17 protein-coding genes are annotated in these 15,441 nt (G+C 75.8%); 11 read left to right on the top strand and 6 right to left on the bottom strand.

What is annotated here, in order from left to right:
• Window positions 1-108 precede the first annotated feature (108 nt).
• The 6 genes from ACFCX4_RS07275 to ACFCX4_RS07250 form a co-directional block, all read right to left on the bottom strand.
• Complete coding sequence (locus tag ACFCX4_RS07275; protein ID WP_376139636.1) at window positions 109-540, bottom strand: hypothetical protein; 432 nt, start codon at window positions 538-540, stop codon at window positions 109-111.
• 239 nt (window positions 541-779) lie between these two features.
• Window positions 780-1,964 carry a winged helix DNA-binding domain-containing protein gene (locus ACFCX4_RS07270; RefSeq protein WP_376139635.1) on the bottom strand — a complete coding sequence of 395 codons (1,185 nt, stop codon included), beginning with the start codon at window positions 1,962-1,964 and terminating at the stop codon, window positions 780-782.
• Window positions 1,961-2,680: a glycerophosphodiester phosphodiesterase gene (locus ACFCX4_RS07265; protein ID WP_376139634.1), complete on the bottom strand. Its 720-nt coding sequence runs from the start codon at window positions 2,678-2,680 to the stop codon at window positions 1,961-1,963. The genes ACFCX4_RS07270 and ACFCX4_RS07265 overlap by 4 nt, the downstream gene beginning before the upstream one ends.
• Window positions 2,681-2,768: 88 nt before the next feature.
• On the bottom strand, window positions 2,769-3,221 hold the full coding sequence (locus ACFCX4_RS07260) for a hypothetical protein (protein ID WP_376139633.1): 453 nt from the start codon (window positions 3,219-3,221) through the stop codon (window positions 2,769-2,771).
• 37 nt (window positions 3,222-3,258) lie between these two features.
• On the bottom strand, window positions 3,259-3,675 hold the full coding sequence (locus tag ACFCX4_RS07255; RefSeq protein WP_376139632.1) for a molybdopterin-binding protein: 417 nt from the start codon (window positions 3,673-3,675) through the stop codon (window positions 3,259-3,261).
• Window positions 3,676-3,955: 280 nt separating this feature from the next.
• Entirely contained in the window at window positions 3,956-5,161 is a 1,206-nt protein-coding gene (locus tag ACFCX4_RS07250; RefSeq protein ID WP_376139631.1) for an ROK family transcriptional regulator, read from the bottom strand.
• 164 nt (window positions 5,162-5,325) lie between these two features.
• Here ACFCX4_RS07250 and ACFCX4_RS07245 point away from each other — a divergent pair, with 164 nt between their 5' ends.
• From ACFCX4_RS07245 to ACFCX4_RS07195, 11 genes are all read left to right on the top strand, one after another.
• Window positions 5,326-6,585: an MFS transporter gene (locus tag ACFCX4_RS07245; protein ID WP_376139630.1), complete on the top strand. Its 1,260-nt coding sequence runs from the start codon at window positions 5,326-5,328 to the stop codon at window positions 6,583-6,585.
• A gap of 837 nt (window positions 6,586-7,422) precedes the next feature.
• Window positions 7,423-7,968 (top strand): RICIN domain-containing protein, encoded by a 546-nt coding sequence (locus tag ACFCX4_RS07240; RefSeq protein WP_376139629.1) that lies wholly within the window; start codon window positions 7,423-7,425, stop codon window positions 7,966-7,968.
• Between the two features lie 85 nt (window positions 7,969-8,053).
• Window positions 8,054-8,572, top strand: a complete 519-nt coding sequence (locus tag ACFCX4_RS07235; RefSeq protein WP_376139628.1) for an RICIN domain-containing protein — start codon at window positions 8,054-8,056, stop codon at window positions 8,570-8,572.
• Between the two features lie 85 nt (window positions 8,573-8,657).
• Entirely contained in the window at window positions 8,658-9,194 is a 537-nt protein-coding gene (locus tag ACFCX4_RS07230; RefSeq protein WP_376139627.1) for an RICIN domain-containing protein, read from the top strand.
• A 237-nt stretch (window positions 9,195-9,431) separates the two neighbouring features.
• Complete coding sequence (locus tag ACFCX4_RS07225; protein WP_376139626.1) at window positions 9,432-9,983, top strand: RICIN domain-containing protein; 552 nt, start codon at window positions 9,432-9,434, stop codon at window positions 9,981-9,983.
• 114 nt (window positions 9,984-10,097) lie between these two features.
• Window positions 10,098-10,655: an RICIN domain-containing protein gene (locus ACFCX4_RS07220; protein WP_376139625.1), complete on the top strand. Its 558-nt coding sequence runs from the start codon at window positions 10,098-10,100 to the stop codon at window positions 10,653-10,655.
• 157 nt (window positions 10,656-10,812) lie between these two features.
• Window positions 10,813-11,322: an RICIN domain-containing protein gene (locus tag ACFCX4_RS07215; RefSeq protein ID WP_376139624.1), complete on the top strand. Its 510-nt coding sequence runs from the start codon at window positions 10,813-10,815 to the stop codon at window positions 11,320-11,322.
• An 88-nt stretch (window positions 11,323-11,410) separates the two neighbouring features.
• Entirely contained in the window at window positions 11,411-12,169 is a 759-nt protein-coding gene (locus tag ACFCX4_RS07210) for a TVP38/TMEM64 family protein (RefSeq protein WP_376139623.1), read from the top strand.
• A 355-nt stretch (window positions 12,170-12,524) separates the two neighbouring features.
• A complete protein-coding gene (locus ACFCX4_RS07205; protein ID WP_376139622.1) occupies window positions 12,525-12,917 on the top strand; it encodes a cell division protein SepF in 393 nt (130 codons plus the stop codon).
• Between the two features lie 176 nt (window positions 12,918-13,093).
• The gene (locus ACFCX4_RS07200) at window positions 13,094-13,723 is read left to right on the top strand and encodes a TetR/AcrR family transcriptional regulator (protein WP_376139620.1); all 630 of its coding nucleotides are present in this window, start codon (window positions 13,094-13,096) and stop codon (window positions 13,721-13,723) included.
• Between the two features lie 49 nt (window positions 13,724-13,772).
• Complete coding sequence (locus ACFCX4_RS07195) at window positions 13,773-15,365, top strand: MFS transporter (protein WP_376139619.1); 1,593 nt, start codon at window positions 13,773-13,775, stop codon at window positions 15,363-15,365.
• The last annotated feature ends 76 nt before the right edge of the window (window positions 15,366-15,441 follow it).

Raw genomic sequence — 15,441 nt, 5'->3', positions numbered from 1 at the left:
GCCACTACACACCGCGCGTCGAACGGAGCTATTCCCTCGACCGGATCGCGGAAGCGCACGCGTACGCCGAGCTCGGACACACTCCCCTGTCCTGCGGAACGGGTCCGGCTACTCGTGGAACCGGAGGTGCCAGGCCTGCTGCTGGTCCGTCACGTCCAGCGGCCGGAGTGCGGTGCGCTGCGGGAAGATGTCCAGCACGCTGAGGTCCAGCGCGAGTTCGTGGCCGTCGACCGGGCCGCCCGGGACGACGACGTGGAAGGTGAACCGCTCGGCGGCCCGGCGGAGCGCCCACGCGAAGGGCTCGGCGGTGCCCCGGATCTGCTGGTCCTCCTCCACCGGGCCGTTCGGGCCGACGTAGCCGCCGTGCCGGAGGTTCCTGATGACGACGTTGCCGTCGTCGAGGCCGCTCACCTCCCACTCCTGCTCGCCCGGTTCGCCGGCCGGGGTCAGCAGGACCACGAACTCCTCGGCCGCCTGGAGGGTGAGCAACTGGTCGTCGGGTTTGGCGATCGCGTAGACGCCGTCGTGCACGGGGGCCATGGCCGGCTCCACTTCACTGGTGGACGCTGTTGGACGCTGGTGACCGGGGTCCGCGCCGCACGCGGCACGGGCCTCCGGGGAAGTGGGTCGATTCAAGCCAGACGGCCGGTGCGGGTACAGACCACCCGCCGTCGGTCCACCCCAACGAGTCACGGGGCCCGAACGTCCGGACGGCCGCCGAACACCCGTGGCGGCGGTCGGGGGCCGGTCCGCGGCTCGGCCCGGTCCGCCGGCTCCGCTCAGTCCGCCGGTTCCTCGAAACGCACCTCGCCGTCGCGCGAGCCGCCGCCCGCACCGCCGCCCGCGAACGCCAGGACGCGCTCGGCCTCGGCCTCCGCCGCCCGCCGGTCGGCCCGGCCCAGCGGCGCGAACGGGCGGATCGTCACCGACCACCGCTCGCCCGGCTCCTCGGCCGTGCGCCAGCTCCCCGCCACCAGGCCGTCCACCAGCAGGCTGCCGAGCACGATGCCGTTCTGGGTCATCACCCGCGGCCGGTACTCCTCCGGCAGCACCCGGGTGCGGTCGGCGTGCGAGAGCAGCAGGTTGTCGAAGGGCGCGACCAGCCGGACCGGCGCCGGGGTGTCCGGGTCGGGCCGGGGGGCGTCCGGCAGGTCGTACAGCAGTCGGCCCCGCTCGTCCCGGAAGGTGACCAGGCCCGGGGTCAGCCGCTTCAGCACCGGGGCGAGCCGGCTGAGGCCGCACCACTTCTGCAGGTCGGCGACGGTGGCCGGGCCGAAGGCCGCGAGGTAGCGCAGCGCCAGGTCGTCGAGCGAGGGCTCCGGGTCGAGCGGCCGGCCGAGCCAGGCCTCGGCGGTGGTGTGCGCGGCGGGGCCGCCGCGCCCCCACAGCCCGCGCGGCGGGACCTGCACCAGCGGCAGCCGGCAGCGCGCGGCCTGGGCCAGCGCCGCCGGGTCGTGGCCGGGGCGGCCGGCCGCCAGCTCCTCGCCCAGCCGCTGGAAGGTGCGCGGCTCCTCCTCGACCAGCACCCGGGCCTCGGCGGCGAGCGCGTCGAGGTCGAGGCCGGCCAGCCGCCTGCCGAAGGTGCCGCGCAGCAGCTGGTCCAGCAGCGGCTGCAGCAGGGGCCGCAGGGTGAGGCAGTCCTCGGCGGTGACCAGGTGGATGGTGCCGCGCTGGAGGGCGATCCGCACCGCCCGCCGGCCCTCGATCAGCTCGCCGAGCGCCCCGGGGGTGAAGCCGTCGAGGCGGGCGAGCAGACCGAGGTAGGGCGGCTGCGGGGCGGCCTGGGCCTGGAGGCCGACGAGGTGCGCGGTCATCGCGGCCGGGGTCGCGGTGGTCCGCTCCAGGAGGTGCTGACGGGCCAGCAGTGCGCGGCCGAGCGCCCGGGGGCCGAGCACGCCGGCGTCGGCGGCACCGCCCGCCCCGGGTTCCCCGCCCGCCCCGGCGGCACCGCCGGCCCGGGTCACCGGCGGCCGTCCAGGACGGCACGGAGCAGGGCGATCCGGTTGCTGGTGATCGAGTCGACGCCGGCCGCGCTCAGCTTGCGCATGGTGCGGCGCAGGTCGGCGGTCCAGGTGGAGACGGCGAGCCCGGCGTGGTGGGCGGCGGCGGTGAACTCCGGTGTGGCCAGGCCGAACGGCGGGTTGACGAAGCGCGGGCGCAGATCGTCGAGCAGCGCCCGGGCGGGCAGCCGGGGCTGCTTCCAGGTCAGTGCGATCTCGGCGTCGGGGGCGAGCGCGCGCACGGCCAGCATGGCGGTGGCGGGGCCGCAGAAGCCGACCAGCCGCTCGGCGCCGAGCCCGGTGACGACCTCCCAGGTCGCGGCGGCCGGGCCCGCGTCGTCGAGGTCGATGAGGAGCCTGGCCCCGGATGCGGCGGCCCCGGTGCTCTTGAGCGCCTCGGCGAGGGTGGGGATGCGGTGGCGGCCGTCGCCGAAGGCGTCGAGCTGTTCGGCGGTGAGCCGGGACAGCGGGCGGGGATCGCCCCAGAGCCGTTCCAGGGTGGCGTCGTGCAGCAGGACCGGGACCCGGTCACGGGTCAGCCGGACGTCCACCTCGACGGCGTCGGCGCCGGCGGCGAACGCGGACTCGACGGAGGGCAGGGTGTTCTCGCGGTGGCGGTACGGGTCACCCCGGTGGGCGACGGCGAGGACGGGGCGGCGGGTGGCGGCGGATGCGGTCATCGGTCCGTTCATCGGTCGGCGGGGCGGGCGGCGGGACGGGCGGCACTGCGGGCGCTCCGGGCACGGCGGGCGCTCCGGGCGGCGCGGTTCACCGGAGCTTCCCGGCGAGCCACGGGCTCAGGGTGTACAGGGTCACGGCCTCGCGGTAGCTCGATTCCCCCGGCACGGTGACGATCATGGTGCAGGAGGGCGGGAACACCCGCTGCCGGACGTGGACCAGACCGGTCCAGACGGAGTTCAGGAACGCCGGGACGCTGTCGCGCGGAACGTCGAAGGCGATGTTGTCGACGGTGACCACGGCCTCGTCGTGGACGAAGAGCCGGACGGTGATGGTGGGCGGGCCGGCGATCTCGACCAGCGCCTCGTGCGGCACGCCGGCCGCGAGTTCGTCCGCGCCGCCGCCGTCGGCCCCGACCCACCCGGCGAAGGTCCGGTCACGGCCGATGTCGTGACCGGTGCTCACCGCGCGTCCGTGCCGGGCGGCCAGCGCCTCGATCGCGGTGACGGCGGCCTGGGTGGACGGCAACCGGGGGTGGGGCATCGGACGGTCCTCTCCTCGACGGGGCCCAGAGGGCGACTCAGCGCAGTTCGATCATCACATTGGTGGACTTGATGACCGCAGTCGCGGGTGCCCCGGGCACCAGCTCCAGCTCCTCCGCCGACTCCCGGCTGATCAGCGAGACCACCCGGAACGGTCCCGCCTGGATCTCCACCTGGGCGGCGACGTCACCGAGCACCACGTCGGTGACGATCCCCGGGAACCGGTTGCGGGCCGAGGACGGACGGCCCTCGGCGGCGGCCGTCTCGGGCCGGGCCAGCTCGCGCGCGAAGGCCGCCAGCCGGGCGCCGGCGATGATCCGGTGGCCGTGCTCGTCGCGCTCGGCGACGAGTCGGCCGGCGTCCACCCAGCGCCGCATGGTGTCGGCGCTCACGCCGAGCAGCGCGGCTGCCTCGCCGATGCGGTACGGGTTGGCCGGTGCCCCGGGCTGGCCCATGGCTGAGACTCCTGACGGTGGTTCGGGCGGTGGTCCGGCCGGTGACCCCGGCGGCGGTCCGGCAGGCCGGCACGACGGGCCGGAGGACGGGCCGCACGGAGGGGAAGGCGGGCGGAGGGGCGGACGAGGGGACGGACGGAGGGCAGGACGACCGGAGGGACGGCCGGGAGGGCGGCGCCGGTTCCCGCGGTGGTTCGCCCCCGCCCGGTCCCGGCCCCGCCGCCCATCCTGCCGTACCGGGCGTGCGCCCCGCGAAGCGGTGTCCGCCCCGGCGCAGGCCTCACGGCTCGCCGAAGAGGTCGCGGCGGACGGCGTCCCCGGCGGTGAGCACGGCGCCGCCGAGCACCGCGCCGCCGCCGGCCTCGCCGGCCCGGACCTCGGTGCGCACCGGGGAGAGGCCCGCCAGCCGCCGTTCGACCCGGGCGGCGAGCTCGGGGCCGCCGGCCCGGCCGATCTCGCCGCCGAGGACGACGCAGCCGGGGTCGAGGATCACGCAGATCGCGGAGGTGCCGAGCGCGATCCGCTCGGCCAGCTCGTCCAGGAACGGACCGCCGGGCTCCCCCTCGCCGAGCGCGTCGAGGGCGGCGCGCACGGCGGCCTCGGCGGCGGGCGCGTCGTCGGCCGGGGCGGCGGGCAGCCCGTGGGCGCGGGCCAGCGCGCAGACCGCGGCGCTGCCGGCCAGCCCGTGGAAGCCGCCCGCGCAGCCGGCGGCGGTGGGCAGGGCGGTGGTGCCGGGCACGGGCAGGAAGCAGATCTCGCCGGCGCCGCCGCCGGCACCGCGGCGCAGCTTGCCGTCGAGCACGACGGCGGCGCCGACGCTGTGGCCGAGCCAGACGAGGACGAAGTCGTCCCGGCCGCGCGCGGCGCCGGTCCGGTACTCGGCGCGCCCGGCGAGGTTGACCTCGTTCTCCAGGATCACGTCGGTGCCGGGCAGCCCGCGCAGGGCGGCGAAGAGCCCGGCGTGCCAGGCGGGCAGCTCCCCGGTGGACTGGAGCCGGCCCGTCGCGTCGACCAGGCCGGGGGCCCCGACGGCGACGGTGTGCAGGTGCCCGGCGCCGGCCCGGCGGGCGGTGTCGAGCAGGGTGCGGACGATCCGGTCGACGGCGGCGCGGTGGGCGTCCGGGTCGGGCCCGGGGTCCTCGACGGCGAGCTCCGCGGCGCCCAGGACCTGCCCGGCGAGGTCGGCCACGACCAGGGAGACGCCGGCGGAGCGGACGTCGACGGCGGCGAGGTGGGCGCGGGAGGCGGCCAGGGCGTAGAGCCGGGCGTTGGGGCCGCGCCGCTGTTCGCCGCGCTCGCCGACGAGGGCGATCAGCCCGGCCCGCTGGAGCCGGTCGAGCAGGTCCGCCACGGTGGGCCGGGAGAGGCCGGTGAGGCCGCGCAGCTCGGTCGCGGTCAGTGGTCCTTGGTCGAGCAGCAGGTCGAGCGCCAACCGGTCGTTGATCGCCCGGGCGGTGCTCGGCGTGGCCGTACGCGCGGTGGTCATGGCCGGTCATCCTTCCAGAGTGTTTCTATCAGGGTCCCTTCCTGATAATTTATCGAACCGTCGCCGCACTGCCACGTCGACGGGAACCACCGCGCCACCGCAGCACCCCGCCCCACCGCCCCACGCCACCGCCGCGCCCCGCGCGGCGGGGAGGGAAGAACCGGATGACCACCAGCCCGACCGCAGGACAATCCCCCGGCACCCGCGCCGCCGCCCGCCGGGCGCGCATCGCCGTCGCCCTCGTCTTCGCCGTGCACGGCGCGATCGGCGGCACCTTCGTCAGCCGGATCCCCTGGATCCAGGACCACCTCGGCCTCTCCACCGGCCAGCTCGGGCTGGCCCTGGTGATGCCCGCCATCGGCTCCTCGCTCGCGATGCCCCTGGCCGGCCGGCTCGTCCACCGCTACGGCGGGCGGGCGGCGGTGTCCGGACTGGTCTCGCTCTGCTGCCTCGTCCTCCCGCTGCCCGTGCTCGCCCCCTCGCTGCCGGTGCTCTGTCTGTTCCTGCTGGCCTACGGCGCCGCGGCGGGCATGTCGGACGTCGCGATGAACGCCCAGGGCGTGGAGGTCGAGCAGCGGCTCGGCCGCTCCATCATGTCCGGCCTGCACGGGATGTGGAGCGCGGGCGGCCTGGTGGCGGCCGGCGTCGGCATCCTCGCCGCGCACCGGGACTTCGACCCGCGGATCCAGATCGCCGTCGCAGCCGCCGTGCTGCTGCTCCTCACCCAGCCGGTCTGCGGCGCACTGCCCGACCGGCGCCCGGCCGGGCAGACCGAGGCCCCGCCGCGCTTCGCGCTGCCGCCGCGCAGTTCGCTGGTGATCGGACTCGTGGGCTTCTGCGCGGTGTTCGCCGAGGGCGCCTCGATGGACTGGAGCGGCGTCTACCTGCGCGACGTCACCGGCGCCTCCCCCGCCGTGGCCGCCGCCGCCTACACCGCGTTCTCGCTCACCATGGCGGTCAGCCGGCTGGCCGGCGACGCGGCGATCCGCCGGCTGGGCGCCGTCCGGGCCGCCCGGCTGAGCGGCGCGATCGCCACCACCGGCGGGCTGCTGGTGGTCGTGGCGGACCGCCCGGCGCTGGCCGTCCCCGGGTTCGCGCTGATCGGGATCGGCGTCGCCGTGGTGGTCCCGCTCGCCTTCGCGGCGGCCGGCCGGATCGGCAGCAACCCCAGCCAGGCCATCGCCGGCGTCGCGACCGTCACCTACACCTCGGGCCTGATCGCCCCCGCGATCGTCGGCGGCCTCGCCCAGGCCACCTCGCTCACCGTCTCCTTCGGGGTGGTCACCGCGCTCTCCGCCGCGCTGCTGCTGAGCGCGGGCGCGCTCCGCCGGGCCGAGGAGCACGCCCCGCACGGCGCCCGCCCGGAGAACGCGATCACTCCGGAACCGGAAAAGTCCTTCGAAGGAAATTCCCCGGCGATCTGACGGGAGATCCCCCGGGAATTCTCGCCGACATCCCGGACGCCGGGCGCGCAGTGGGCGCGCCCGGCGTTTCCGCGATCGCGGAGGGTTCCCCCGGGTGCCGGCCGGCCGACGCCGCGCCGCTCGTCCTCACCCCCGCCACCCACACCCTCGCCGAGACCGCCGAATGCGCGCCGACCTCGACCGACGGCGCGGTCCTCGACGCCTCCCCGGCCGGCCCGAGCACCCGGCCGGACCCGCCATGCTCGTCCCGCCGGACCCGCCGTCCCCGTCCTGCCGGACTGCAGGGGCCTTTCCGCGTGCCACCGGCGGACCGCCGTCCGGCTCGGCGAGCAGGGATTTCCGGCACTCGCCGTCGACCACCACGGGCGCACCGCCGGCACCGATCCGCACAACCGCGCACCGGAACTCGGCGAGCTGCCGAACCTGCCCCCGCACCTGCTCGCACCCAGCCCCGGGGCACTCGGCGCCGACCCGACCGCGGGCATCGCCCGGCCGTGCACGCTCGGCACCGCCGGGGCGGTCGGCTCCCACGGCCGCCCCGACACCCACGGCGGCGCACCCGGGCCGACCCTGCCCGCCGCCCGACCGCCCGACCGCGCCGGTCCTCGCCTTCCCGGGCGGCGCCGACGGGCACACCCCGGCGAGCGCGGTCGCCGCGTGCGACGCCGCGCCCACCGCCGCGGGTTGTGAACACGAGTTCATGAATTTTCCTCAGGCTCCGCACAACTATTTCGAACCAGCGGCTGTCCAACACCGCGACGCCGCAAGGGAGTCCCGGCTCCGGCTCCTCGGCTTCCCGGCCGAACGCACCGTCCGCAGCACCTGAGGAGGACACCCGTGACCGACCCGTCACCCAGTCACAGACGCCGCCCACGCATCGCCCTGCTCGCCCTCGCCGCCGCCCCCGCCGCCGCGCTCCCGCTCGCCGCCCCCGGCGCCGCCCGGGCGCAGCCCATCCCGCACCCGCCCCAACTGGAACTGCGCAACGTGGCCACCGGCAAGTGCCTGGAGGTCGCCGACCACCGCACCGACAACGGCGCCCCCGTCCGCCAGTGGACCTGCCACGGCGGGCCCAACCAGCAGTGGTTCCTGGGCTACGGCGGCACCCTCTCCAACGGCGCGAGCGCCAAGTGCCTGGACATCCCGGGCAACAGCACCGTCTGGGGCACCCGGCTCGTCCAGTGGGACTGCGGCGGCACGTCGTCGGCGAACCAGCACTGGATCGTCCCGGGTTACGGACTCCCCTCGCCGGACTACCTGATCGGCCTCGGCCTGGTGCTCGACGTGCCGGGCGGCGACCCGGCGGACGGCGCCCCGGTCGTCACCTGGGGCGCCAACGGGGGCACCAACCAGCGGTGGGCCTGCACCACCGCCCGGTACTGACCCCGGACACCCGGCCCGGCACCCACCGCGCACCGGCGCCGGGCACCACCGCACCCTTCCCGCACCGCTCCCGTCAGGAGGAAGCATGAGCCTGTCCCGGCGCGCCCGCGCCACACTGCTCGCCCTCGCCGCCGCCCTCGCCGGCGCGCTCCCGCTCGCCGCACCCGGCACCGCCCTGGCCGGAGGGGTCCAGCCGACGCCGCCCTACTTCACCCTGCGCAACCTGGCCACCGGCAAGTGCCTGGAGGTCGCCGACCGGCGCACCGACGACGGCGCCCCCGTCCGCCAGTGGACCTGCCACGGCGGGCCCAACCAGCAGTGGGGAATCGGCTACGCCGGCCACGGCCTGGTCAGCCGGCTCAGCGGCACGTGCCTGGACGTCCCCGGCGGCAGCACCGTCTGGGGCACCCAGCCCGTCCAGTGGCAATGCCACCTGGGCACGAACCAGGAGTGGACCGTTCCGGGCCACGGCCGCCCCGAACTCGACTACCTGTCCGCCCTCGGCCTGGTGCTCGACGTGCCCGGCGGCAGCACCGCCGACGGCACGCCGGTCGTCCTCTGGGGCGCCAACGGGGGCGCCAACCAGCTGTGGCGCGCCTCCTGACCGCGCGCCCGATCGCCCGGACCACGCACCCGGACCACGCACCACCGCACCTCCCGCCCACCAACCGCCTCTGCCAGGAGCAAGCATGAGTCTGCCCCGGCGCACCCGCGCCACGCTGCTCACCCTCGTCACCGGACTCGCCGCCGCGCTGCCGCTGGCCGCACCCGGCGCCGCCCACGCCGAACAGATCCCGTCCCCCAAGCCCTACCACGTCGAGTTCCGCAACCTCGCCACCGGCAAGTGCCTGGAGGTCGCCGACCAGCGCACCGACGACGGCGCCCCCGTCCGGCAGTGGTCCTGCCACGGCGGCCTCAGCCAGCGGTGGCGGACCTGGGGCGACGGGATCCTCGTCAACGAGTACAGCCGCAAGTGCCTGGACGTCCCCGGCTTCAGCACCGTCTGGGGCACCCGGCCGGTCCAGTGGACCTGCTCCGGCGTCCGGCAGAACAACCAGGAGTGGACCACCCCGGGCGTCAACGCGCCCTCCCCCGGCTTCCTGTCGTCCCTCGGCCTGGTGCTCGACGTGGCCGGCTACGACCCCTCCGACGGCGCCACGGTCACCCTCTGGGGCGCCAACGGAGGCGCCAACCAGCTGTGGACCGCCACCGTGACCCAGGGCTGAGCCGGCCGCGCCGGGCCACCGAACGCCCTCCGGTGGTCACCCGGAGCGACCGCGGGAGCCCCGGTCGGGTCCGGACCGGACCGACTTTCGAAAACCGGTTCCCCGACGGCCCCACCGCATGATCGAATACCCGCGGCCGGACCGGGAGGGGGGACGTCCGAGCCCCTCGTCGTGCCCGAACTCCCCCTCCCCGGACCGGGCCGTTCCGGTACCGACCATGCCAACGAGGAGTCCCGTATGTCCCTCCGCACCGCACCCGCCCGGCGCACCGGTTCCACGGCCGCCGTCCTCGCCGCCGCACTCGCCTGCGGCCTCGCCGTCACCGCCCCGGCGGCCCACGCGCGGCCCACCGCGCCCGCGGCCTCCGGCCCGCTCTTCTCCATCGCGAACTACGGTTCCGAGAAGTGCCTGGAGGTCACCGACTGGAGCACCGGCAACGGCGCCACCGTCCGCCAGTGGACCTGCACCGGCGGCGCCAACCAGCAGTGGTACTGGACCACCGGCAACGAGCTGGTCAACGCCCACAGCGGCAAGTGCCTCGACATCCCCTTCGCCAGCACCGAGCCGGGCACCCAGGCCGTGCAGTGGACCTGCAACGGCGGCACCAACCAGAAGTGGACCGACGAGGCGGTGAGCACCTTCACCAACCGCTGGGTGAACGTCAACAGCAACCTCGTGCTCGACGTCGCGTTCGGCAGCCTGGCCGACGGCGCGCCCGTCATCCAGTGGACCCGCAACGCGGGCCCGAACCAGGTCTGGTTCCCCGCGGACTTCACCGCGGGCCCGTGACCCCCCGCTCCACCGGCCGCCGACCGGCCGGCTGATCCACCGTCCCAACGCCCGGCCCGCGGTCCCGCCGCGGGCCGGGCTCGGAACCCGCTCCACCGCATCCCGAGGAGTCCGATGTCCCTCCGCACCACCCCCGCCCGCAGGGCCGGCTCCGCCGCGGCCGTGCTCGCCCTCGCGGCCGGTCTCGCCGCGGCCGTTCCGGCGGCCCGGGCGCAGACCGCCGCGCCCGCGCCCTACTCCGCCCCGTTCTCCGTCCTCAACCTCAACTCCAGCAAGTGCCTGGAGGTCGCCGACTGGGGCACCGGCGACGGCGCCGCCGTCCGCCAGTGGACCTGCACCGGCGGCGCCAACCAGCAGTGGTACTGGACCGCCGCCCGCGAGCTGGTCAACGTCCACAGCGGCAAGTGCCTCGACATCCCCTTCGCCAGCACCGCGCCCGGCACCCGGCCGGTGATCTGGACCTGCAACGGCGGCGACAACCAGAAGTGGACGGAGCAGCTGATGCACTCCGGCAGCCGCCGCTACGTCAACGCCAACAGCCGTCTGCTGCTCGACGTCGCCTTCGGCAGCCGGGACGACGGCGCCCCCGTCGTCCAGTGGAACCCGATCGACACTCCCGTCGCCTACAACCAGATCTGGTTCCCGTCGAACGGCACCGACGGCCCGCGCTGACCGCCAGGACCGCCTCCCGGTCCGGCCCAGGTCCGGCTCAGGTCCGGCTCAGGTCCGGTCCGGGCCCGGACCGGCCGGGCCGGCCGCCACCCGCTCCACCGCGCACCGACCAGGCCCCACCTCACCTTCCGCGCACCACACCACCGCAGGAGGAACCATGAGCACGCCCCGTCGCACCGCCGCCGCCCGGCTCGGCGCCGTCGCCGCCGGCCTCGCCGCGATCCTGGCGCCCGCCCTGACCGCCGCACCGGCCGGGGCCGCCGTCCCCGGCCCCGACGTGGTCAGGAACGCCGCCACCAACAAGTGCCTGGAGGTCGCCGACTGGCGCACCGACAACGGCGCCCCCGTCCGCCAGTGGACCTGCCACGGCGGCGCCAACCAGCAGTGGATCCGCACCGGCGACCACGAGTACGTGAACGTCCACAGCGGCAAGTGCCTCGACATCCCCGACTACAGCCGCGCCTCCGGCACCCAGGCCGTCCAGTGGACCTGCAACCGCGGGCTCAACCAGGCCTGGACGGAGACCGTCGTCCACCACAGCGGCATCCACACCCTCACCAACGTGCACAGCGGCCTCGTCCTCGACGTCCCCGCCTCCGACCCGGCGGACGGCGTCCCGGTCGTCCAGTGGGTGCCGAACCAGGGCCTCAACCAGGTCTGGATCTGAGGCCGCCCCTTCCGGTCACGCCAGGCGGTCGCCGCCGGAGCGCCCACCTCGGTACCGGCGGCGGTGCGGCGGCGGTTAGGCTCGGCGGGTGCCCGCAGCCGTGACACCCCCGCCGCCGTCCGACGTGGCCGCGCCGGAACCCGCCGCCGGCTCCGGACCCGCGCCGGAGCACCCCGGGGGCGCGGCCGTGCCGCGAGCGGCACGGCTGCGGCTGGTGCTGCTGCTGGTGGTCCTCGGTGCGGCGGCGGCCTCGCTGCTGCTGTGGAGCCCGACCGCCCTGCTCGACGGCCGGCTCTCCGGCGGGACGCCCTGGTACTGGCGCTCGGCGCTGTTCGTCACCGTCTACGCGATCGGCACCGCGGCCTTCTTCCCCCGCCCGGCCCTCAACGCGGCGGCCGGGCTGCTGCTCGGCGTGCGGGAGGGCACCGTGCTGGCCGTCGTCGGCACCACGCTCGGCGCCGCGCTCGCGTTCGAACTGGCCCGCCGGCTCGGCCGCGACGCGCTGCGCCCGCACCTGCGGGGGCGGCTGCTGCTCGCGCTCGACCGGCGGTTCACCGAGCAGGGGTTCCGCAGCGTGTTCCTGCTGCGGCTGCTGCCCGGCCTGCCGTTCCAGGCGGGGAACTTCGGCGCGGCCTTCTCCGGGGTGCGGTTCCTGCCCTTCGTCACCGCGACCACGCTGGGCGCGGCGCCGCTGACGGCGGTCTACGTCACGGCCGCGGCCACCGCCCGGGAGCCGGGGTCGGCGGGCTTCCTGCTCTCGGCCGGGGTGATCGCGGCGCTCAGTCTGGTGAGCCTGGTCACGGTGGTGCGGGCGGCCGTCCGGCGCCGGCGCGCGGACACCGGCTGAGCGCCGGGCGCCCGAACCGGCACGCCGGGCGCGCGGGACACACCGATCCGCTCGGCCGGGCGGGGGGCGTTGTCGGTGCCGCATGAAATCGTTCCCGCATTGTTGACAGAAGGTCAATTGGACGGTGACCGCGACCGATATGGTCTACGCGCGCAACCGTACGCCGTTCCGTCGCGTCGCAACTGTTGCCCGGGTGCGCCCGGGTCACCGGCGCGGCGCGACTCGTACGGACCGCGCGAGCGGGCACGAGACCGGTGATCAGTGCGATACTCGGACAGTTCCGACGAGTGGATGACGTGTCAAAAGGACACGCGCACCGGGGGACCTGTACGGAACAGAGGCAGGGAGGCGCGGCATGGGAGCACTTCGCGACGAGCACCACAACGGGTGGCTGATGCCCTCCGGGAGCTACCCGGCCGCGGTGTACGAGGACGAGTGGGTCGAGCAGGAGACGGTACCGTCCTCCCCCGCCCCGACGAAGATCGTGTCCCTGCGGCCGACCGGGTTCGAGGCGGCCCGCACCGTCGGCGAGCACATCCGGGCGAGCACCCCGGTGGTCATGGACCTCACCGAGATGGACGAGTCCGAGGCCAAGCGGATGGTGGACTTCGCCTCCGGTCTGATCTTCGGCACCCGCGGCGGCATCGAGCGGATCGCCCGCCGGGTCTTCCTGCTCACGCCGGCGGACGTCGAGGTGATGGTGATCGACCGCCCGCTGGACGAGACCGGCTTCTACAACCAGAGCTGACCGGCACGGAGAAACCGGGGACGGCACCGCCGTCCCCGGTTTTCTGCTGCCCGGGGACGGACCCGGCGGAGCACGGAGGGGCCGGGAGGGACGGCCGGGGCGAACGGGGAAGCCTCGGACGAGACGGCGGAATCAATTCTGAGACATCCACGTCTCATCCGGCGTACACTCGCTCCATGGCCACCGACCGTGACTCCGTGCTCGAAGCCGCCGTCGGCGTGCTCTCCCGCCGCCCGACCGCCCACCTCGACGAGATCGCCCGCGCCGCGGGCATCAGCCGCGCCACCCTGCACCGGCTCTTCCCCGGCCGGGACGCGCTGATCAGCGAGGTCGGCATGCTCGGGCTCCAGCGGCTGGCCGCCGCGCTCGACACCGCCGCCGTCGAGGAGGGCGACGCGCACGCCGCGCTCCGCCGGCTGGTCGACGCGATCGTGCCGGACGCGATGCTCTGCGCCTACCTGACCGGCGAGAGCCAGCTCTACGACGACGAGGCGGTCAACGCGCTCTGGGAGGCCCAGATCGCCCGGCTGCACGCGCTCTTCCTGCGCGGGCAGCAGCAGGGCGTCTTCCGCATCGAGCTCTCCGCGGCCTGGCTGAGCGAGGCGTTCTTCGACCTGGTCGCCGGGATCGGCTGGGCCGTCCAGGACGGCCGGCTGGCCCCGCGCGACGCCGTCTTCTCGCTCGCCGAGCTGTTCCTCGGCGGCGCCCTGCGCACCGCCCCGCAGGCGCCGTCGCCGCCGGGTCCGCCCTCGCAGCCGCAGACCACGTCAGGACCGCAGGCCCGGGTCCAGGCCCAGCCGCACTGATCCACCCACATCCACCGCACCTCGGACCGGAAACCGGACACCGATACCCATGAGCAGTACCGTCCACCTCCAGCCCCGCCGCCGCTGGACCGGCCTCGCCGTCCTCGTCCTGGCCGTCACCCTGGTCGCCGTCGACGCGACCGTCCTCTCCCTGGCCATCCCCTCGATCAGCGAGACCCTGCGCCCCAGCGGCACCCAGCTGCTGTGGATCGGCGACGCCTACTCCTTCGTCCTGGCCGGCCTGCTGGTCTCGATGGGCTCGCTGAGCGACCGGATCGGCCGCAAGAAGCTGCTGCTGATCGGCGCCACCGCGTTCGGCGCCGCCTCGCTGCTCGCCGCCTACGCACCCAGTGCGGGCTGGCTGATCCTGGCCCGGGCGCTGCTCGGCGTGGCCGGGGCGACCATCATGCCGTCCACCCTCTCGCTGATCCGCACCCTGTTCCCGGACGACCGGGAGCGGGCCACCGCGATCGGCATCTGGGGCGCCGCCGCGACGGCCGGCGCCGCGCTCGGCCCGGTGGTCGGCGGCGTGCTGCTGGAGCACTTCTGGTGGGGCTCGGTGTTCCTGCTGAACATCCCGGTGCTGGTGCTGCTGCTCGTCCTCGGCGGCTGGCTGCTGCCCGAGTCCAGGGACCCGAACCCGGGCCGCTGGGACGTGCTGAGCGTGCTGCTCTCGCTCGCCGGGGTGATCGGGGTGGTCTACGCGATCAAGGAGGCCGCCGCCCACGGCGTCGTCCGCTGGGACGTCCCGGCCACCGCGGTGCTGGGCGCGACGGCGCTGTTCCTCTTCGTCCGGCGCCAGCTGCGGCTGGAGACGCCGCTGCTGGACGTCCGGCTCTTCCGCAACCGGCGCTTCACCGCCGCCGTGCTCGCCTCGCTGATCGCGCTGATCGGGCTCTCCGGCATCGTCTTCGTGATCTCGCAGTACCTGCAGCTGGTCCGCGGCTACCCGCCGCTGAAGGCGGGGCTGGCCGAGCTGCCCGCCTTCGCCGGCGCGATGGCCGGCGGTCTGCTGACCGCCCGGCTGGTGCGCCGGGCCGGGGCCCGGGCGGTGCTCACCGCCGGACTGCTGACCATGGGCGTGGGCATCGGCCTGCTCGGCTGGATCCAGCAGGACAGCACCTACCTGCTGCTGGCCGCCGCCTTCCTGCTGGTCGGCACCGCGGAGGGCGTGGTCTACACGCTCGGCGCCGACCTCGTGCTGAGCGCGGCTCCCGCCGACAAGGCCGGCGCCGCGTCGGCGGTCTCCGAGACGGCGTACGAGCTGGGCACCGCGCTCGGCATCGCGCTGGTCGGCTCGGTGGTCGGCGCGCTGTACGCGGACCGGCTGGTCGTCCCCGCCGGGGCGGACCCGGCGGCGGCCGCGCAGGCGGGCGAGTCACTGGGCGGCGCGGTCGAGGCGGCGCACGCCCTGCCGGAGACCCTGGCGGGCCCGCTGCTGGCCAGCGCCCGGGAGGCCTTCGTGCACGGCGTGAACGCCGCCGGGATGCTGGCGGGCGCGCTGCTGCTGGGCGCGGCGGTGCTGGCCTGGCGGATGCTGCGCGGGACGGCCGGGCCCGCCCCGGAAACCGTGCCGCAGGACGCACCGGAGGACGGGCGCCGCGCGGCGCCGGAACCGGCGCCGGAGAAGGTGAACGTCTGAGGTCCGCGGTGCCCCGTGCCCCCTCCGGGGTGCGGGGCACCGCCGTTCCCGGCGGCGCCGGGCGGCGCGGCGGCGG

Origin of the sequence: Kitasatospora sp. NPDC056327 (assembly GCF_042261735.1) — a bacterium.
In the GTDB taxonomy this organism is placed as follows: domain Bacteria; phylum Actinomycetota; class Actinomycetes; order Streptomycetales; family Streptomycetaceae; genus Kitasatospora.
The sequence above is the reverse complement of the archived record's forward strand: the minus strand, read 5'-3'. Positions and strand labels throughout refer to the sequence as shown.